This is a genomic window from Lacipirellula parvula (genome assembly GCF_009177095.1).
GTDB classification, from domain to species: Bacteria; Planctomycetota; Planctomycetia; order Pirellulales; family Lacipirellulaceae; genus Lacipirellula; species Lacipirellula parvula.
On record NZ_AP021861.1, the window covers coordinates 4,203,147 to 4,222,511 of the forward strand.

The window sequence follows — 19,365 nt, forward strand, 5'->3', positions numbered from 1 at the left end:
CCACGTAGGCGGCGTGGTTGCGAAGTCCTCCCATGGCTCGAGCAGCGTGACCACCTATGTCAGCGACCATTCTCACCGACAAATCGACTGCCGCCGTCGCCGGCGATCAAGCGGAAGCTTGCCGCGAGCGCTCGTTCTCCGAGCTATTGGGAGACCTGTCGAACTCGCTCGACGCGGCGATCGGCGAGATTCGCGACATCAATACGAACACGAAGCTGCTGTCGCTGAACGCTCGCATCGAAGCCGCCCGCGCTGGGCTGGCGGGCGCAGCGTTTGGCGTCGTTGCCCAGGAGATGCAAGATCTCTCGGCGAAGACTGCCCAAGCGGCCGATTCGCTCGCCAACCAGACGAAGCGCGTCATCGAAGAGTTGGTCGACGTGCTCGGCACCAAAGTCCGCGGCACGCGGTTGAGCGACATCGCGCTCACCAATATCGACCTGATCGATCGCTGCCTGTACGAGCGGACGTGCGACGTGCGGTGGTGGGCGACCGACCAAAGCGTCGTCGACGCGCTCACTGCTCCGACGCCCGAAGCCCTACGGCACGCGAGCCAGCGGATGGGAGTCATCCTCAGCGCGTACACCGTCTACTACGATCTGGTGCTGTGCGATTTGCATGGCCAAGTGGTGGCCAACGGTCGGCCGCATGAATACAAGTCGACAGGCATGAGCCAGGCGAGCGAGACGTGGTTCCGCGAAGCCGCGGCGAGCAGCTCGGGGGACGAGTTCGGTTTCCAAACGGCCAACCGGTCGCCGCTCGTCGACGGCAAGTTGTCGCTGATCTACTCGTGCGGCGTGCGGCAGGAAGGGAAAGCCGACGGCAAGCTGCTCGGCGTGCTCGGCATCGTCTTCAACTGGGAAGCGCTCGCGCAGACCATCATGACGAGCGCACCCGTCGCCGAAGAGGAGCGGGCCGCGACGCGGTGCGTGATCACCGACGGCGACGGCACGATTCTGGCCGACTCATGGGGCAAGCAACTGCAGGAACGCCTGAGCCTGCCTGATCTCTCGAGCATTCTTGCCGAGCGGAAGAATTTCACGACCGGCGACTATCGCGGGCAGGCTTGCTGCATCGCCCACGCGCAGGCGCCCGGGTTTGAGACCTATTCGACTGGCTGGCATTCGCTGGTGATTCAGCCGGTGGACTGAGCGCTTGCATGGTGCAGCCGCAGGCGAGAGATTGGAATGGCGATCCATTCCCCGTCTCTTGCGAGGTTGCGCCATGAGCGTCGAACACAAAAGCGTCATTGTCACCGGAGCGTCGCGCGGCATTGGGCGGGCGATCGCAGAGCGGCTCGCGGCGGATGGGTACGCCGTGGTCGTCAACTACGCCGGCAACCGGGCGGCGGCCGATGAAGCGCTAGCCGCCATCAAGGCCAGCGGCGGCAAGGCGATCGCGGTACAGGCCGACGTTGCGAAGTCGGCCGACGTGGTGCGGCTCTTCGACGAAACTGAAAAGGCCTTCGGCGGCGTCGACGCGCTCGTGAACAACGCTGGCGTGATGAGCATGATTCCGATCGCCGAGACGGAAGAGGCGGCGTTTGAGCGGATGTTCGACGTCAATGTCCGCGGCACGTTCCTCACGCTAAGGGAAGCCTGCAAGCGGATGCGCGACGGCGGGGCGATCGTCAACTTCTCGACGAGCGCAACGCTGCTGCAGTTGCCAGGCTACGCGACGTACTGCGCCACGAAGGCGGCGGTCGACGTCTACACGACGATTCTGGCAAAGGAAATGCGCGGGCGTTCCATCCGCGTGAACGCGGTGGCCCCGGGGCCGGTGGCCACGGAATTGTTTCTCGACGGCAAGTCGCCAGAGACCGTCAGCCGATTGGCGAACCTCAATCCCTTTGCCCGGCTGGGCGAGCCGGAAGATATTGCCCGCGTCGTGGCGTTTCTGCTGAGCCCCGAGGCGGGTTGGATTAACGGGCAAACGGTTCGTGCGAATGGCGGGATGAATTAGTCAATACTTGCCCCGGCGGGGCAACGTGATGTAGCCAGGGGCGCAAGCCCCTGGTTGAAGCCCGCAATGATCATCGTAGCCCCGATAGGGGCGACATCGTTCGCAATCGGCGCCATCGATGAGAATGAGGTCGCCCCTCCGGGGCTCAAAACACAGAAGAGTTTCAACAGGCTGCGCGGCTCACTCCGCCTCGCCCCAAGCGTTCGCGTCGCCGTCGTCATCGAGTTCGATGTGAATCACCTGCGGATGGCAGCAGACGGGGCAATCCTCGACGTACGACTGCGAGTGTCCGGCGGCGACGTCGACCGGGATGACGATTTCTTCGCCGCAGTTGTCGCAGATATAGGTGGCTTCGTCGTGCATCGACTTCGTGCCTGCGGGAGTGGATTCAGAGAACAGTGAGCTTGGAATGCCCGGACGGAAGATTACGCAATCTTAAGGCCCACCCAAGGCAGTGCAATCATCCGCCGTGAATTGGGGTGTTCCCTTGCAATTCGCAGGTGAATTGCTCGGCTTTTCTCGCAACATTCGCCGCCAGCAACTGCTGTCTGTTTGCACAGGTCGAAATGGCTGCCTACAATCGGTGTTCGGGCAACGTGCGGCAAAATTCCGCAACCGGCCCACGCCGAACCCATTGAATAGCACCCCGGCCGCACAACGAGGAACAGCGACTAATGGTCAAGACGAGACACTTCTCTCGGTGGAGCGCGCTCGCGCTGATTCTGGCGATCTGCTCGACGGCGTCTCTGCAAGCCGCCTCGGTCAACTACGGTAACTTCGGTCCGGTCGCTCCGGGCATCACTTTTCTGAACGTCGTCGAATCCTCGGGCACCGACGGGGTTCCGCTCTATAACTCGCCCTCGCCGTTCGCAACGGGCCTCAACTTCACGCCGACGGTGTTCAAGTCGACCTCGACTGGCGGCGCTGCGGACATCACCGACGGCCAGTTGAACTTCACGATTCACGGCCAAGACGGCAACGGCAACAACGTCGCCATCAGCTCGATCAACCTCTCGGAAAACGGCGCCTACACCTTGTCTGGCGTCGGCACGGCGGCCACCCAAATTTCGGTCGGCGCGATCATGAACGTCAAGATCACCGAGATCGACGGCGTCGCCGTGGCGCCGATCACCGTGATTGGCAACGCCTCGCTGGCGAAGAACTTGGTGGCCAATGCGGGCGTGGCCTCGCCCTGGGCGCTGAACGTGTTCATCGACGTGCAAAACCAGCTGACGACGCTCGGCGTGCCGTTCGTCACGGGCGCCACGCGGGCCGACGTCGTGCTGAACAACACGCTGGTCAGCATCAGCCAGGCGGGAAGCGCCGCCTCGGTGTCTAAGGACAATTTCCAGATTTCGATCGTCCCGCAAGTGGACGTTCTGCCGGAACCGAGCACCCTGGCGATGGCTGGTTTGGCGCTGTGCGGCGCTGGCTTGGCCGGCCGCCGGAAGCGGTCGTAAGCGGCTGGCGACGACTGTCGGCAGTTCAAATTTGAAAAGGCCCCGTTCGCAGGAACGGGGCCTTTTTTTGTGCCTGCTCCCTAACAAAAGCATTCCTGAGAGGCCCGCATTCTAGCCCCGGGCTCCGCCCGGGGGGTCGCCATACGCACGACGTTGCCCACCGGAATGGATAGCCACCCCCGGGCGGAGCCCGGGGCTACAACTGGCGCTGCGCCGATTGGTGCGCCCCGCGACCACCAGACGGACGCCCGAGGCGAATCCGTCGGAATCACCGCTAATCTGGTGAAAAATTAGCCAGACTCGGCCGTTTTGATCGTTACTAGCGAACCCCCAATTTCGGCGTCCGTAGTGGACTAAATGGGTCAGCCAGAGAATATTGAAAGAGACTGCTGCTCCGTCTGGCGACTTTTTGCGGGCCGCCGGCGAGCTTCCTGCCTGCCGGGCATGCCCGCTTCGCCTCCTTGGGCGCCGCCGAAAACTCAGACGCCGTGACGGCGTCTCCCTATTCATCGTAAGGAATCAAGCATGAGGGCTATTGGATTGGTCGAGCGACTCCGACGCGGAGGATTGCTGTCTCTCTCCTTACTGGCTGTCGCGGTTGCAGGAGCAATCGCCGGTCCTTCCGCGCAGGCCGCTGAATCTGCGCCGGCTCGTCCATCGAAGTTCAAAGACTTCGCCGAGGTGACGAAGGACGCCAAGAAGATCGAAGGCTTGTTCGATCTCTACCAAGATGAAGAACACCTCTACGGGGTAATCAAGGGGGGCGACTTCAATCAGCCGTTCTTGGCCCCGATGTCGATCGCCCGCGGCGCCGCGTCGGCGGGCACCGCGCTCAACTTCGGCGAGCAGTGGGTCGTCTCATTCAAGCGCGTCGGCGATCGCGTTCAGCTGATTCGCAAGAACCTGCGCTACGAAGCTCCCAAGGGAACGCCGCTCGAAAAGGCCGTCCAGCAGAACTACACCGACTCGGTGTTGATGGCTCTGCCGATCGTCAGCGACAACGCCCCCGGCGGCGGCGTGCTGATCGACTTCGGCGACATCTTCCTCACCAACTTCGCCAACCTGCCGGTCGGCGGGCTCGATCGGAGCCGTTCGAGCTGGCACAAGGTGAAGGGTTACCCGAACAACGTTGAATTGCAGGTAATGGTGACCTTCGCCGGCAGCGGCATGGGCCGCTCGTCGATGGCCGGCGATTCGGGAACGATCGATCCGCGCGGCGTGACGATGGTGCTGCACTACAGCCTCGTGAAGATGCCCGACGGCGGGTACCGCCCGCGCTTCGCCGACCAACGCGTCGGCCACTTCCTGAGCGCGACCAAGGACTTTGGTTCGGAAGATCCTGACACGCAGTTCGTGCGGCGGATTAACCGTTGGCGCCTGGAGAAGGCGAACCCCGAGGCCGAGCTCTCGGCCCCGAAGAAGCAAATCGTCTGGTGGGTTGAAGACACCGTTCCGCACGAGTATCGGCCCTTCGTCGAAGAGGGCATCCTGGAGTGGAACAAGGCATTCGAGAAGGTTGGCTTCCGCAACGCCCTGAGCGTCCGCTGGCAAAACGACCGCGACGAGTTTGATCCGGAAGACGTGAACTACTGCACGTTCCGCTGGATCACGACGCCGATGACGTTTGCAATGTCGAACCTCCGCTCGAATCCAATCACTGGCGAAATGATCGACGGCGACGTCATCTTCGACGCCAGCTGGATTCGGTTCTGGAAGCAAAATCACGCTTACCTGGTCGGGAGCCGCGGTTCGGATGGCGGCGACGACAAGGACGACGACGCGATTGTCGCGGTTGGCGAAATCGTGAGCCCGATCATGGCGGCTCGCTACGGCTACGGCCTGCCGGCTTCGCAACAGCGGATGTTGCATGCCCATGGCCCGAACCACAGCCACGGCGGTAAGAAGTCGATGGAAGTGGTGCCGGAATCGTTCAGCTCGTTCCAAGCCGCGCTCAACGAGCAAGCAGCGGCGAATGGCGGCTGTGCGGCGTGCCAGTACTCGAACTCGATGCAGGATCAGTTCCGCATGGCGGCGATCGCCCTTGCCGGACGCGCCAGCAACAAAGACGGCAAGGTGCCGGATGAGCTGATTGGCCAAGTGATCAAGTCGATTGTCATGCACGAAGTCGGCCACTCGCTCGGCCTGCGGCACAACTTCCGCGCTAGTGCGATGCTCGACCTTGACGAAGTTCACGACACGGCGATCACCCACGAGAAGGGTCTCGTCGGCAGCGTGATGGATTACACGCCAGTGAACATCGCCCTCGAAGGGCAGAAGCAAGGCGATTACGCGACGACGACGCTCGGCCCATACGATTACTGGGCCATCGAGTACGCCTACAAGCAATTCTCGGGAAGTGAGAAGGACGAGTTGAAGAAGGTCGCAGCGCGGTCGCCGGAAACGGGACTCGAGTATGCAACCGACGAAGACCTCTACATGTCGAACGATCCGCGGGTCAATGTTTATGACCTCGGTTCCGACACGTTGGAATACGCCAAGCAGCGGATTCAGCTTTCGAACGAAGTCCTCAAGGAGATGGAAAAGAATCTCGTGAAGGACGGCGATTCGTGGGCGCGGCTGCGGCCGGCGTTCCTCACGGTGCTCAATCAGTACGGCGACGCCGCGTTCCTGGCGACGCAGTACATCGGCGGTCGCGAGATTTCGCGCGACGCCCGCGGCGGCGAGAATGCCCACGACCCGATCACTCCGGTGAGCGGCAAGAAGCAACGCGACGCCCTGAAGTTCATCGCGAAGAACATTCTGATCGATGAGCCGATCCCGATGCGGCCCGAGCTGCTCCGTCGCGTGACGACCGAGCATTGGTATCACTGGGGCGCCGACATGGAAATGTACGCCGGCAAGGTTGGCATCCCGTACTACGCTCAGGTCGAAGCGATCCAAAACATTCCGCTGTCGGAAATGTTCGGCTCGTCGGCTCGGCTCGAACTGATCGAAAGCAACGAAGCGATGGTCGACCCCGACCAGAAGCCGTTGCAAACGGCCGAGGTCTTCCGGACCTTCACCGATGCGATCTGGTCGGATCTGAAGAAGATCGAAGAGCCTGAAGAGGGCGAAGACGCGGTCGAGGTGAAGCTGTCGAAGGTTCGCCGCAACTTGCAACGTCGCCACCTGCAGTACCTGGTCGACATCACGCTCGGCCCGAAGGGGTACGGCGGGATGCCGCTCGCGTACGCGATGTTCATGGGCGGCGGCGACCAGTTCCCGGCCGAGTCCCGCAGTCTGGCCCGGCAGCACCTGAAAGAGATTCACCGCGTCGTGGGCGACACGCTCAAGAACGACGAAGTGAAGCTCGATGAACTCTCGCGGGCCCATCTAGAGGAGATCAACGATCAACTGCAGAAGGTGCTCGACGCGAAGTTCGAAGCGGGCGGCGTGTAAAGCGCGCTGCACGTCATCGCTAAGTAACGCGAAACGCCGGCAGTCGTCACGAGACGATTGCCGGCGTTTTTTGTTTTGCAATGAGCTCTCGCGAACGCATGCTGAACACATTCTAGCCCTGGGCTTCGCCCGGGGGTCGCACCACAACGGGCATTCTCAATCGGAACAGAAAACTACCCCCGGGCGGAGCCCGGGGCTAGGGATTCGTCGGTCGCGAATTCTCGCGCCCGATCTGATCAGGCAGCGTTGATCGCGCCCGCAATGCGAACCGGGCTGACTGCCTCCCGGCGTCGCGGCTGCGTGGCGGCGACGATCGCATTGGCAAAGTCTTGCGCCGGACTTAGGCTGTGGCGCTTCCGCACCGCCTTCGCGGCGTTCGCGCCGATTTCTTGCCATTCGTGGCGACGTTGCCACGCACGTTCCAGGGCATCGTCGACGAGTTCGACGGTCGCTGCGGCGGCGATGAAGCCGCTATGGTTGTCGTCGATCAGTTCGGCCGCACGACCGACGTTGGTAACGATTGGCATTCGGCCGCACATCATCGCTTCGATCATCGCGAGCGGGTTGCCCTCGTAGCGTGATGGAAGAATGAGGCCGTGGTTGCGGGCCCAAACGGTTTCGATGTTATCGACGAAGCCGCCGAGCTTCACGGTCTTCTGCAGATCGTAGAGCTTCACGAGCGACTTGAATTGCTTCAGGCTGCCGCCGTCGCTGCCGTGGAGCGTCAGTTCCAGCGGACGTTGACGCCACTTCGATTGCCGCATCACCTGCAGCAGGACGTCTTGCGCCTTCGATTGGAAGTGGACGCGGGCGACGCACGCCAGCTTCCAGGGGTTCGTCGCCACGGGCCAGGCGGGCGCGGCGTCGACGCACACGTTGAATGGGTTATCGACGATCTCGGCGTCGGAAAGATCAACGCCCAGGTTCGCTTCGAGAATGTCGCGGTTTTGCGCGGAGACGAAATAGCAGCGGGTCGCGTTGGCGTAAGCAGTCCGTTGCGATTCGGCGTTCCACGGATCGGTCCACTGGTAGGGGCTCGCCGCTTGGACCAGGATACCGTAGGGAATGCCCGCTTCTTTACAGGCGTGGGCGACTTGCAGATCGTCCATGTGGTACGAGACGGAGATCAGCACGAAGTCGGGCTGAGCCGCGCGGAACCACTTCAGCAAGTTGTAATTCGGCGACCGCATCTTCCGGAGCAGCTTCCGAATCCGCCCGCCAAAAAACGGACCGCGACGGGGAGTGACTTCAGCGCCCATATCGAGCAGCGGCCGCAGTTGCTGCGGCACGTAGCGACGCTGCCGGAACTGGAGACAGGCCTGGTGTCCATCGCGCAGCAGCGCCTCGGCGGCGGCGCTCCAAAGTTCTTCGCTGCCGCCCCACGACATACCTTGTAGGGTGGAATAGAAAGCGATACGCATGCGATAGATTCCTGAAGTCTGTCTTCCTGATTTCTTCAGACGATGCCGATGGGAGGCGCGCCAACGAGGCGATCCGCCTTCATCCATCTCTCATTTCACCCCGCAGCCGCCAAACGCATTTTCGTCCGCTTGCGAAGCACGACGACCGTTTGGAAACCATGGTGGGCGCCGGGCGCGATTTCGACGATGTCGAACCATTTGCCCCAGCAGCGGCGAATGTAGTCGGTGTGAGCGAACACGTTGCAGTTGTGTTCGATCGAGTCTTCGTTGTAGGTAAACACCATCCGCTCGGCGGGCATCGGCTTGCCGCGTTCCCAAGCCGAGGCGAAGCTGGGGCAGTTGGCAAGCGTGCGGCGGACGCCGGTGTGCTCGTCGAGGACGCCCCAGGTGTGTTCGGAATGAATCGTCAGGAAGGCGTAGCCGCCTTCATCGAGGACGCGGTGGATTTCCGCGAGCCAGCCCGTTTCGTAGCTGTCGATGTGGGTGAACACCGACATGCCGACGCACAGCGTCATGCTGTTGTCGGCGACTGGGCAATATGGGTAGGGGCTAACCTTCACCGCCCGCACCGACGGCCCGAAGTGCTGGTCGACCCAAGCGACGTGATTGACGTTCAGTTCGGCGATCGTGACGCTAGCAGCGCGATCGGCCAAGATGACGTGACGCGCAAAGCGACCGCTGGCGCCGCCGAAATCCAGGACGCGGCTCAGCGCGCTGTCCGGGATCATTTGGCGGATGACCTGCATGTCCTCGTAGCCCGAGAGCCAGTACGAGAGGTGGCGATCGTCGAAGTAGCCTTCGCGATCGTCGGTTGCGGGAATCGGCACCTCGTCGCGCATCATCGCGTCGCGCACGGCAGGGTTCTTCAGCAGCGGCGAGAAGTGCTTCTCCACGGCGTTGACTTGCGCAGCGTTGTGGAGCAGGTCGCGCGGGAGGCCGACCGGGTCGAGATGTTGTCGGCGAGTTTCGAACCAGCTGGGCGAGTGGGCGCCTGCCATAGGTGTTCCGTCAGTTGAAGCAGGAGGTGGGCACAGGTGCTTGGCGAGCATGCCCAAATAGATTGCCTGGAGGGCAGGGGGGAATATGCCGAAAAGTAGTCGGATAGACAAGATCATTGGCTCGAAAACGACGAGCTAGCGTGTAAAAAACTGATCCGTATTGCTCGTCGAAAACATCTCCGTTACGTTACTCGCCGCATTCGGCCTTTAGCGTTTTCTCCTTAGCAGCCAGCAACTTACGCCATGTCGCGCCGCACGCCGCACTTCGCCGAGCCGCTTCACGTCGGGCGCCCGAACATCGGCGACCGCGAGCGACTACTAGAGCGATTTATCGACTTATTGGACCGTCGTTGGCTGACCAACGACGGACCCTATTTGCAAGAGTTCGAACAGCGGCTTGCCGAGTATCTAGGAGTGCGTCATTGCGTCGCCGTGTGCAATGCAACGATCGGCCTGGAACTGGCGATCCGGGCGCTCGATATGACGGGCGAAGTGATCGTCCCCTCATTCACCTTTCCGGCGACGGCCCATGCGCTGGCTTGGCTCGGAGTGACGCCGGTGTTCGCCGACGTCGATCCGACGACCCACACGCTCGATCCGGCCGCAGTGGAACGGCTGGTGACGCCGCGGACGACCGGTATCCTCGGAGTTCATGTTTGGGGTCGGTCTTGCGACATCGCGGGACTCGACGACGTCGCCGAGCGGCACGGATTGAAGGTGCTGTACGACGCGGCTCACGCCCTCGGCTGCACGCAGCGTGGGCAGATGCTGGGCAACTTCGGCGACGCCGAGGTGTTCAGCTTCCATGCAACGAAGTTCGTCAACGCCGCCGAAGGGGGCGCCATCACGACCAACGACGATGAGCTAGCCGCACGGTTGCGGCGGATGCGGGCGTTCGGCCTCGAACGGGGCGAAGTATGCGACGTCGGCACCAACGCGAAGATGAACGAACTCTCGGCGGCGATGGGGCTGACCTCGCTGGAGAGCGTCAACGACTTCATCGCCCGCAATCGGACCAATCTCGCCGCCTACGAGCGGGCGCTGGCGGGCATCCCGGGCGTCAAACTGCTGTCGCCGCCGCCGTTTGAACAGAGCAACTGTCAGTACGTCGTCGTCGAGGTCGAAGCCCGCGACGCCGGGCAGACCCGCGATCAGTTGGTCGCGAAGCTGCACGAAGAGAACGTGCTCGCCAAGAAGTACTTTTCACCGGGCTGCCATCGGATGGAACCATACCGCGCGGCGCACGAAGCAACGGGGAGGCGCCTCCCGCATACTGATCGGCTGTGCGATCGCTTGCTTCAACTGCCGACTGGCACGGCGGTGGACGAGTCAATGATCGCGAGCATCGGCACGATACTCGGCAACCTGGCGATTGGACGGCGGAGGGCGGCGTGAGCGAGCAAGCAGGCGGAGAAATCAAAGTCAGCGTGTGCATGGTGACGTACAACCATGAACGCTACATCGCGCAAGCGATCGAGAGCGCGCTGGCTCAGCGGGTCGACTTTCCGCTGGAGATCGTCATTGGCGAAGATTGCTCGACCGACCGCACCCGCGAGATCGTCCGCGATTTCGCCCGCCGTTATCCGGAGACCATCCGCCCGCGGTTGCCATCCAAGAACCAAGGGGGCTCGCCGAATTTCGTCAACACGTTCGCTGAATGCCGCGGTAAGTACGTCGTGATCCTGGAGGGTGACGATTACTTTCTCAACCCGAACAAGTTGCAGATTCAGGCCGATAAGCTCGACGAGCGGCCCGACTGGGCGATCCACTTCCATCCCGTGAAGTGCATCTATTCGGACGGAATCACCGGCGCCGACGTGTGGCCCGACAACTTCGATCGCGAAGAAGCAACGATCCACGATCTGCTGGAGGATAACTTTATCCCGACCAGCGGCTGCATGTTCCGGAACCGCCTGTTCGATCGGCTGCCGGACTGGTTCACGCAGACCAATCTCGGCGACTGGCCGCTGAACATCCTAAACGCCGCCCACGGCAACATCGGGTTCACGAAGGAGCCGATGTCGGCCTACCGCAAGCATGCCGGCGGACTGTGGACCGGGATGGACCGAGGGCGGCAGCTGATGCTGACGTTCCGGATGTTCTCGATGATCGACCACCACTTCGGCGGCAAGTACCGCGATGAAATCTACAAACATCGCTATAATACGCTCCACTGGCTGATGCACGAGGTCGACCAGGCGCGCGTCGTTAATCAGTACGTCGAGGGCCTGGAGAGTGAAAACCGTCAGCTGACCGAGCTGAATGAACGCTACGAAGCGATGGTCGACATGACCTCGTATCGCGTCGTGCGGGAGATCATGCGGCCCTGGAAGCAGTTCCGCAGCCGGCTCGACAAGTTCCTGGGCCGCGAAGTTCCGGAAGAAGCGCCCCAGGATTTAGCGACGCGGCTGAAGCGGGCCGCCTAAACTTCGATTGGCAGGCCCCGACGGCTGGAGTGCATGACTCGAACCTACCTCATCACCGGCGGCGCCGGCTTCATCGGCAGTTGCCTGGTTCGACAGATCATCGCCGAGGAACCGGCGACGCGCGTTGTCACGCTCGACAAGTTGACGTATGCGGGGAATCTCGATTCGCTGCAGCCGGTCATCGACGAGCCGCGGCATCGCTTCGTACAGGGCGATATCGCCGACGAAGCGCTCGTCGCCGAGTTGCTGAAGACCGAGCAGCCGACCGCGGTGATTCACCTCGCGGCTGAGTCGCACGTCGACCGCTCAATCGACGGCCCGGCGGCCTTCGTGCAGACGAACGTCGTGGGGACGTTTACGCTGCTGCACGCGGCGCGCGACTACTGGCGAGCGATCCCCAGCGAACGGCAACAAGCGTTTCGCTTTCTGCATGTGTCGACGGACGAAGTCTTCGGCTCGCTCGGCGACGACGGGGCCTTCGTCGAGACGACCCCCTACTCGCCGCGGTCGCCTTACTCGGCGTCCAAGGCGGCGTCCGATCATCTCGCGCGGGCCTATCACCACACCTACGGCCTGCCGACGCTGGTGACGAACTGCTCGAACAACTACGGGCCCTACCAGTTTCCCGAGAAGCTGATCCCGCTGATGATCCTCAACGCGCTCGAGGGGAAGCCGCTGCCGGTGTACGGCGACGGGCTGAACGTGCGTGACTGGCTGTATGTGGACGACCACTGCCGGGCGTTGCGAGCCGCGGCAGAGCGCGGCGTGCCGGGCGAGACCTACAACATCGGCGGCAACAGCGAACGGGCCAACCTCGACGTCGTGCGTCTAATCTGCCGGCTGATCGATCACTTGCGGCCCGATTTGCCCCATTTTCCATGCGACTCCTTGGTCAATTTCGTCAAGGACCGCCCGGGCCACGATCGCCGCTACGCGATCGACGCCACGAAGATTCGTCGGGAGTTGGGCTGGGAACCGCAGCGGACGTTTGAGGAAGGCCTCGCAACGACGGTCGCTTGGTACCTTGAAAACGGCGAGTGGGTCGGCCGAATCTCGAGCGGAGACTATCAGCGCGAGCGGCTGGGGCTGGCGGGCGAATCGCGGTAGACTGTGGGCGCTCCGGACCGCGTGGCGGTCCGGCTAAGGGCGAATGATCGCGCCGCACTGTTGAATATTTCGCCGCCTCGAAAAATCGATCCGCCGCCATGTCGCACGCCACGTATTTCAAGAAGGGAATCATCCTCGCCGGCGGGGCGGGGACGCGGCTCTATCCGCTCACGCGGGCGGCGAGCAAGCAGTTGCTGCCGGTTTACGACAAGCCGATGGTTTACTACCCGCTGTCGGTACTGATGCTCGCGGGCATCCGCGAGGTGCTGCTCATCTCGACGCCCGAGGACATCGGCGGCTTCCAACGGTTGCTCGGCGACGGCCGCGAGATCGGCCTCTCGATTCAATACGCCGTCCAGCCGCGCCCTGAAGGTTTGGCTCAGGCGTTCATCATCGGCCGCGAGTTCGTCGGCAACGACCACTGCGCGCTCGTGCTGGGCGACAACCTCTTCTACGGTCAAAGCTTCCACGCGATGCTGATGGACGCCGCGGGGCGCAAGGAGGGAGCGACGATCTTCGGCTACCCGGTGAAAGATCCGCAGCGCTACGGCGTCGTGGAGTTCGACGGCGACGGCCGGGTTTTGTCGCTCGAAGAAAAGCCAACGGCGCCAAAGTCGAACTACGCCGTCCCGGGGCTCTACTTTTACGACAACACGGTCGTCGACATTGCGGCGAACCTCAAACCCTCGCCGCGCGGCGAACTCGAAATCACCGACGTGAACCGCGTCTATCTGGAGCGCGGGGCCCTGCGGGTCGAACGGTTCAGCCGCGGCTTCGCGTGGCTCGACACTGGTTCGCACGAGACGCTGCTGCAAGCGGCCCAGTATGTGCAAACAATCGAAGCCCGCCAGGGCCTGAAGATCGCGTGCATCGAAGAGATCGCGTTCCGCAAAGGGTTCATCGACGCGCAGCAGCTTGAACGGCTCGGCAGCGCGATCAACAACGACTACGGCCGCTACTTGCTCGATGTGCTCAAGGAGCCGCTGAACCCGGATCACATCGTCGGCGGTTCGGCATGAGCGCGGCGGCCGGCTACGCGAGCCGGGCGTATGCGGAGTCGCTCAGCGAGTTCGGCGAAGTGATCGAGTTGCCGCGAGCGGGCGGATTCTTGCTCGGACAAGCGATTCCCGGCGCCGCTGGGCAAGACGCCGTTGGCCCTTATCCGCTGCTCGCGTGCCGCGACTGGAATGAGTTGAGCGGCGATCTCGCAGCGCTCGCGCAGCGGTTCATTTGCGTTTATGGCGTGACCGATTCGTTTGCGGAAGCGTCGCCCGAATTGCTCGCGGCAACGTTTCCAGATGTGTGCTACGTCTACAAGCAACACTTCGCGACCGACCTCAGTCGGCCGCTTGATGAGATCGTCGACAGCCACCATCGCCGCAACATTCGCAAAGGGCTGAGGAACGTCGAGGTGCGGAACGTCGTCCCCGACGACGCGGCGGCGTTGCAAGCCTGGCAAGGGCTCTACGATTGTCTCATCGAGCGGCATGGCATCCAGGGAATTGCTCGTTTCTCTCCCACGTCATTCGCCAAGCAATTCGCCGTGCCGGGGTTCCAGGCGTTCGCGGCCGTCGACGCGGAGGGGATTTGCGGGATGACGCTCTGGTATGTCGACCGCGGAGTCGCCTACTACCACCTCGGCGCCTACAACGAGCGGGGCTACGGCCTGGCGGCGTCGTTCGCGATTTTTTCGACGGCGCTGCAGCAATTCGCTGAGCAGGGCGTCCGCTGGGCGGCCCTCGGCGCCGGCGCCGGGACGAGTGCCAGCGACTCGGGCCTGACGCGGTTCAAGCAAGGATGGTCGACCGAAACGCGGCCCGTTTACCTCTGCGGGCGGATCTTGCAGCATGACGCCCACGAGCGGCTTGCTGCCACAGCGCCAGTGGGGACAAAATTCTTTCCCGCCTACCGCGCGCCGCGGGCGTAGTTCGTAGAAATTGCTTGGATGGGTGCCACTGGCATCCTGCCAGTGAGAACTGCCGAACGGGTCTGCACTTCAGCACTGGCAGGATGCCAGTGGCACCCCAGTTATCAAGCTGGTACGGCCTCGAAAAACTTTGCCGGTTGTCAAATGCCCGCCACTTTGGGAAAACGCTACGGATGGAGCAGGTCGACTATCAATCGCTGATCGAGCATTACGAAGGGTGCCTGGAGCGGCATGGCGACACCCATTTGGGAGTCGATTGGCCAAACCCGCACGACGCCGCGACCCGCTATCGCGTGATGCTTGAACTCCTCGGCGCCGACGCCCAGCAACCGGGCGTGAGCTTGCTCGACTTTGGCTGTGGGACGGCCCACCTCTGGCAGTACATGCAAGAGCAGGGCAGCAGCGACCTGCGGTACATCGGGCTCGATGCGTCGTCGAAGTTCGTGGAACTCTCGCAGCAGAAGTTTCCCGGCGTCGAGTTCCACTGCCTCGACGCGCTCGCCGACGCCGCGCCGCTCCCCGAGGTCGATTACATCGTGATGAACGGCGTCCTCACCGAGAAACGGGGGATGACGTTCGATGCCATGTGGGAGTACACGCAGCGGCTGCTCGAGCGCGTCTTTCCCGCCGCTCGACGCGGGCTGGCGTTCAACGTGATGTCGAAGCACGTCGATTGGGAGCGAGACGACCTGTTTCACCTGCCGTTCGACCAACTCGCGGCCTTCCTGCGGCAACGGCTGAGCCGGCACATCCGCTTCCGCGCCGACTACGGACTCTACGAATACACCACGTACGTTTATCGGGAACCGAGGTGAACCATGGCCGACGTCGTCATCTTCGGCGTGAAGGATTTTGCCTCGCTCGCCCATTTTTATTTGCGGCATGATAGCCCGCACCGCGTCGTGGCGTTTACGGTCCATCGCGAGTTCTTGCCGGCCGAGGTAGAATTTGAGGGGCTGCCGATCGTGGCGCTCGAGGATCTCGAACAGCGTTACCCGTCGAGCCAAGTGAGCGCCTTCGCGCCGATGTCGCATCGCAAGATGAACCGGCTACGCGAGGGAATTTACAACGATCTCAAGTCGCGAGGCTACGAGTTGATCTCGTACGTCAGCAGCCGGGCGACGACATTCCCCGAGCAGCAGATTGGTGACAACTGTTTTATTTTGGAAGATAATACGATTCAGCCTTTTGCAGCGATCGGCGACAACGTCGTTATTTGGAGTGGCAACCACATCGGCCACCATTCGACGGTTGAAAGCCACACGTTCATCACGTCGCACGTCGTGATCAGCGGGCACTGCCGCATCGGCAAGTATTCGTTCCTCGGCGTTAACGCGACGCTGAAGGATCAGATCACGCTCGGCGAGGGAACGCTCATTGGCATGGGGGCGAACATCACCAAAGACACCGAGGCGTGGTCGCTCTATAAGGCCGATGCGACGAAGGCTTCGAAGGTGTCGAGCGCTGACATCGATTTCTAAGCGGGCGATATTGAATGCGGCGCCTTTCGCGAATCGAAGCGCTGCAAACGGATTGGATGCACACCATGGAATGGGAAAAGCTCGGCGTTGTGTGGCAGCCGGCAGGTGAAGCGGAGTGGGCGCACACGCATGCGACGCTCCCCGTCGTCGACGCCAGCCGGCCAGGAGAGTGGCGCGTCTATGTGAGCACGCGCGACGCTGCGGGAAAGTCGCGGATCGCGCGGCTGCGCGTCGATCTCGCCGGCTTGAGTGAGAACCAGCCGCCGCAGGTGATAGCATTCGATCCGCAGCCGGTGCTTGAGCTTGGACCCGCCGGTTCGTTCGACGACAGCGGCGTCATGCCGTCGTGGCTCGTCAACAACGGCGCTGAGCAGCGGCTCTACTACATTGGCTGGAACGTCGTCGGCACGGTGCCGTATCGACTGTCGATCGGCATGGCCGTCAGTCGCGACGGCGGCGAGTCGTTCGAACGCTACGCGACCGGGCCGCTCATCGATCGCAGCCTCGACGAACCCTTCTTCGCGACGGCGCCTTGCGTGCTGCAAGATGGCGGCCAGTGGCGGATGTGGTACATCTCGTGCACCGGCTGGCAGCTGATTCACGACCGTTGGGAGCCGAGCTACCACGTGAAGTACGCCGAATCGCCCGACGGCATCCGCTGGCGGATCACTGGCCGCTCGTGCGTCGAGGCGGCCCACGGCGAGGCGATCGGCCGGCCCTGCGTCTTTCGCCGCGGCGCCGGCTACGGAATGTTTTACTCGTACCGCTCAACGACCGACTACCGCACGCGGCCGCAGCAGGCCTATCGGCTTGGCTACGCAGAATCGAACGACGGCCTCGAGTGGACCCGCCGCGACGATGCGGTCGGCATCTCGATGGGCGATGCGGGGTGGGACGCCGAGATGATGGAGTACTGCTGGGTGCAGCAGCAAGGTGCGGAGACCTACTTGCTCTACAACGGCAATGGGTTCGGCAAGTCGGGGTTTGGCATCTCACGGTTGAAACAGGCGTAAGCCTTGCTTGCCCCTAGCCCCTGGCTCCGCCAGGGGGTCGGCTTGCCTACCGCTACGCGTCGTCCTGCGTAGAGGCGCCCCCGGGCGGAGCCCGGGGCTAGAAATACAGCAACCTACGCCGCACGAGATTCGTGCTTCACTTGTTCGATCTTGCCGTACTCCACCCGCACCACCTTGTCGGCGAGCGACAGCGTGCTTTCGCGGTGGGTGATCATGATCATCGTCTTCTCGCGGCCGTAGTCGTCGAGGGCGTCGTGAATCAGCCGTTCGCTGTCGACGTCGATCTGGCTCGTCGCTTCGTCGAGAATGAGGATGTCGGCGTTCTTCAAGAAGGCGCGGGCAAGCGAGATCCGCTGCCGCTGGCCGCCGCTGAGGCGTTGGCCGTTGGCGCCGACGACGGTTTGATAGCCGTCGGTGAAGCCGCTGATGAATTCATGGGCCCGCGCGAGTTCCGCGGCGGCGATCACTTCCGCTTCGGTCGCATCCCAGCGGCCGTAGCGAATGTTGTGGAGGATCGTTTCGTTGAAGAGCTCGGTCTGCTGCGTGACGAGGGCGATCTTGCGGCGAACTTCGCTCAGCGGCAAGTCGCGGAGCGAGACGCCGTCGATGAGCACCTCGCCCTCCTGCGGATCGTAGAAACGGCACAACAGGCTGATGAGCGTGCTCTTGCCGCCGCCGTTCGGGCCGACGATCGCCAGATGTTCGCCCCGTTTCACGGTGAGGGTTACGTCGTCGAGGACCTGCTGCAGACCGTCGTAGCTGAAGCTGATGTTGCGAAACTCGACCTGTTTGTGAGCCGAGGGAAGCTGCTTAGGAACGGACGGTTCTTTGAGACCTGATTCCATCTCCAGCATCGGATAGAGCAAATTCGCGGCGGCCATACCGGTATTAAGACCGGTAATGACGGCCGACAGCTTTCGCAGTGGATCGGCCGCCGCGATGAGAGCGCCGAAGAAGACGGTGATGATCGCCGGCTCGAACGGCGTGTCGGTCATCGGGATGCCGAAGATCGACGTCGCACGGAAGATGACGAGGTATGACGAGACGCACAGGCCGGTGCAGAGCATGCCGATGCCGAGCAGTTCGGTAATCGGGCTCGACAGGGTGTTGTAGAACGTCGCCATGAGCGCGGTCCGCTTGATGGCGCCGGTCGCTTCGCGGAAGCGTTTGCGCTCGAAGTCTTCCATCGAGTAGGCCTGCACCGTGTTGAGGCTGTTGAAGACCTCGATCATGATGTGGTGGAAGCCGAGCGAGCGGTCGAGCACGCGGTACGAGAGCGAGCGAATGCGGCGATTGAGGTGCAGCATCAGGAACGCCGCGAGGGGCGCGAAAATCAGCGAGGCCAGCGTCAGCCGCCACGAAATAAACGCGGCGAGGATGAGGCAGGTGATGATCCGCAACGGCTCGGTGACGGCGCCGCCGTAGAAGGCGGTGATCCCCTGCGCCAGCATGTCGGTCGTGTGCGTGATGTGGGCGGTGAAGCCGCTGACGCCCTGCTTGTTGAACTGCGGTCGATCAAGCGCCAGCGCTTTGTTGAACACGCGGCTCCGCACGTCGCGGGCGATGCTCTGCGAAACGTACGCCACGAGCATCTGATTCATTACGGCCAACAGTTGCTTGACCGCCGTGGCGGCCACAATGACGCAGACGACGAGCACAACCGTTGAGAATGGCGTGGACGGCATCCAGCGCTCAAAAATTGGCTGGATGCGGCCGGCCCACTCGGCCGTGAGCCTATCGCGCGTGACAAGCGCATTCGTTTTACTGCGCTCAATTTCGAGCGTTTGCCGCTGAGCAGGATTCGCGGCCAGCAGCTGCCTTTCGATATCGGCGAGTTCAGCTTCGTGCGTCGCGAGATCGGTTTCGGCGCGATCGATTCGCTCCTGATTCCACGACTGGAGCGACTCGCCGTTCAGCGTCGTCTGAATGATCGGAAAGAGGGCCGCGATGTTCAGGCTCCACAACACCGCCACGGCCAGCGAGCATGCGATTGCCGCGGCCAGCACCGTTTTGTGTCGCGATGCATCTCTCAGCGCCTGCGCAAAATACTTCATCTCAACGACGGCCTCCGTGCCTCGCCGCGTCGTCATGACGCGACATTCGTACCTGCAATTTGCGCAACGTGTGAAGTCGACCTCTCAGGCGGCGCGGGGGTAGCTTAGCGTGAGGGGGGT

16 protein-coding genes are annotated in these 19,365 nt (G+C 62.5%); 12 read left to right on the top strand and 4 right to left on the bottom strand.

The genetic code is table 11. From position 1 onward, the window contains the following. Positions 1-56 precede the first annotated feature (56 nt). Together PLANPX_RS28265 and PLANPX_RS16350 are read left to right on the top strand one after the other, a co-directional pair. Positions 57-1,148 carry a methyl-accepting chemotaxis protein gene (locus tag PLANPX_RS28265; protein WP_152099764.1) on the top strand — a complete coding sequence of 364 codons (1,092 nt, stop codon included), beginning with the start codon at positions 57-59 and terminating at the stop codon, positions 1,146-1,148. 73 nt (positions 1,149-1,221) lie between these two features. Further along, positions 1,222-1,959 (top strand): SDR family oxidoreductase, encoded by a 738-nt coding sequence (locus PLANPX_RS16350; protein WP_152099765.1) that lies wholly within the window; start codon positions 1,222-1,224, stop codon positions 1,957-1,959. A 180-nt stretch (positions 1,960-2,139) separates the two neighbouring features. Here PLANPX_RS16350 and PLANPX_RS16355 read toward each other — a convergent pair whose 3' ends face one another. Beyond that, positions 2,140-2,322 carry a CPXCG motif-containing cysteine-rich protein gene (locus PLANPX_RS16355; RefSeq protein WP_152099766.1) on the bottom strand — a complete coding sequence of 61 codons (183 nt, stop codon included), beginning with the start codon at positions 2,320-2,322 and terminating at the stop codon, positions 2,140-2,142. Between the two features lie 311 nt (positions 2,323-2,633). Here PLANPX_RS16355 and PLANPX_RS16360 point away from each other — a divergent pair, with 311 nt between their 5' ends. Both PLANPX_RS16360 and PLANPX_RS16365 read left to right on the top strand, forming a co-directional pair. Next, entirely contained in the window at positions 2,634-3,419 is a 786-nt protein-coding gene (locus tag PLANPX_RS16360; RefSeq protein WP_152099767.1) for a PEP-CTERM sorting domain-containing protein, read from the top strand. A 525-nt stretch (positions 3,420-3,944) separates the two neighbouring features. Further along, positions 3,945-6,818, top strand: a complete 2,874-nt coding sequence (locus PLANPX_RS16365) for a zinc-dependent metalloprotease (protein ID WP_152099768.1) — start codon at positions 3,945-3,947, stop codon at positions 6,816-6,818. A 236-nt stretch (positions 6,819-7,054) separates the two neighbouring features. On the opposite strand, the gene PLANPX_RS16370 is transcribed toward PLANPX_RS16365, so the two are convergent. Together PLANPX_RS16370 and PLANPX_RS16375 are read right to left on the bottom strand one after the other, a co-directional pair. After that, positions 7,055-8,239 (bottom strand): glycosyltransferase family 4 protein, encoded by a 1,185-nt coding sequence (locus PLANPX_RS16370; RefSeq protein WP_172992113.1) that lies wholly within the window; start codon positions 8,237-8,239, stop codon positions 7,055-7,057. A gap of 95 nt (positions 8,240-8,334) precedes the next feature. Beyond that, positions 8,335-9,237 (bottom strand): class I SAM-dependent methyltransferase, encoded by a 903-nt coding sequence (locus tag PLANPX_RS16375; RefSeq protein ID WP_172992114.1) that lies wholly within the window; start codon positions 9,235-9,237, stop codon positions 8,335-8,337. Positions 9,238-9,480: 243 nt separating this feature from the next. Here PLANPX_RS16375 and PLANPX_RS16380 point away from each other — a divergent pair, with 243 nt between their 5' ends. From PLANPX_RS16380 to PLANPX_RS16415, 8 genes are all read left to right on the top strand, one after another. Next, positions 9,481-10,632, top strand: a complete 1,152-nt coding sequence (locus tag PLANPX_RS16380) for a DegT/DnrJ/EryC1/StrS family aminotransferase (protein ID WP_152099771.1) — start codon at positions 9,481-9,483, stop codon at positions 10,630-10,632. Then, the gene (locus PLANPX_RS16385; protein WP_152099772.1) at positions 10,629-11,663 is read left to right on the top strand and encodes a glycosyltransferase; all 1,035 of its coding nucleotides are present in this window, start codon (positions 10,629-10,631) and stop codon (positions 11,661-11,663) included. Before PLANPX_RS16380 ends, PLANPX_RS16385 begins: the two co-directional genes overlap by 4 nt. 33 nt (positions 11,664-11,696) lie before the next feature. Next, positions 11,697-12,770, top strand: coding sequence for a dTDP-glucose 4,6-dehydratase (rfbB, locus tag PLANPX_RS16390; protein ID WP_152099773.1), 1,074 nt, complete (start codon positions 11,697-11,699; stop codon positions 12,768-12,770). A gap of 98 nt (positions 12,771-12,868) precedes the next feature. Next, a complete protein-coding gene (gene rfbA / locus PLANPX_RS16395) occupies positions 12,869-13,789 on the top strand; it encodes a glucose-1-phosphate thymidylyltransferase RfbA (protein WP_152099774.1) in 921 nt (306 codons plus the stop codon). Next, a complete protein-coding gene (locus tag PLANPX_RS16400) occupies positions 13,786-14,697 on the top strand; it encodes a GNAT family N-acetyltransferase (protein ID WP_152099775.1) in 912 nt (303 codons plus the stop codon). The genes rfbA and PLANPX_RS16400 overlap by 4 nt, the downstream gene beginning before the upstream one ends. Positions 14,698-14,780: 83 nt before the next feature. Beyond that, the gene (locus PLANPX_RS16405) at positions 14,781-15,512 is read left to right on the top strand and encodes a class I SAM-dependent methyltransferase (RefSeq protein WP_198421745.1); all 732 of its coding nucleotides are present in this window, start codon (positions 14,781-14,783) and stop codon (positions 15,510-15,512) included. A gap of 3 nt (positions 15,513-15,515) precedes the next feature. Then, positions 15,516-16,178, top strand: coding sequence for an acetyltransferase (locus PLANPX_RS16410; protein WP_152099776.1), 663 nt, complete (start codon positions 15,516-15,518; stop codon positions 16,176-16,178). Positions 16,179-16,243: 65 nt separating this feature from the next. Further along, complete coding sequence (locus PLANPX_RS16415) at positions 16,244-17,191, top strand: hypothetical protein (protein ID WP_152099777.1); 948 nt, start codon at positions 16,244-16,246, stop codon at positions 17,189-17,191. Positions 17,192-17,304: 113 nt separating this feature from the next. On the opposite strand, the gene PLANPX_RS16420 is transcribed toward PLANPX_RS16415, so the two are convergent. Further along, a complete protein-coding gene (locus PLANPX_RS16420) occupies positions 17,305-19,281 on the bottom strand; it encodes an ABC transporter ATP-binding protein (RefSeq protein ID WP_232536144.1) in 1,977 nt (658 codons plus the stop codon). Positions 19,282-19,365: the final 84 nt, after the last annotated feature.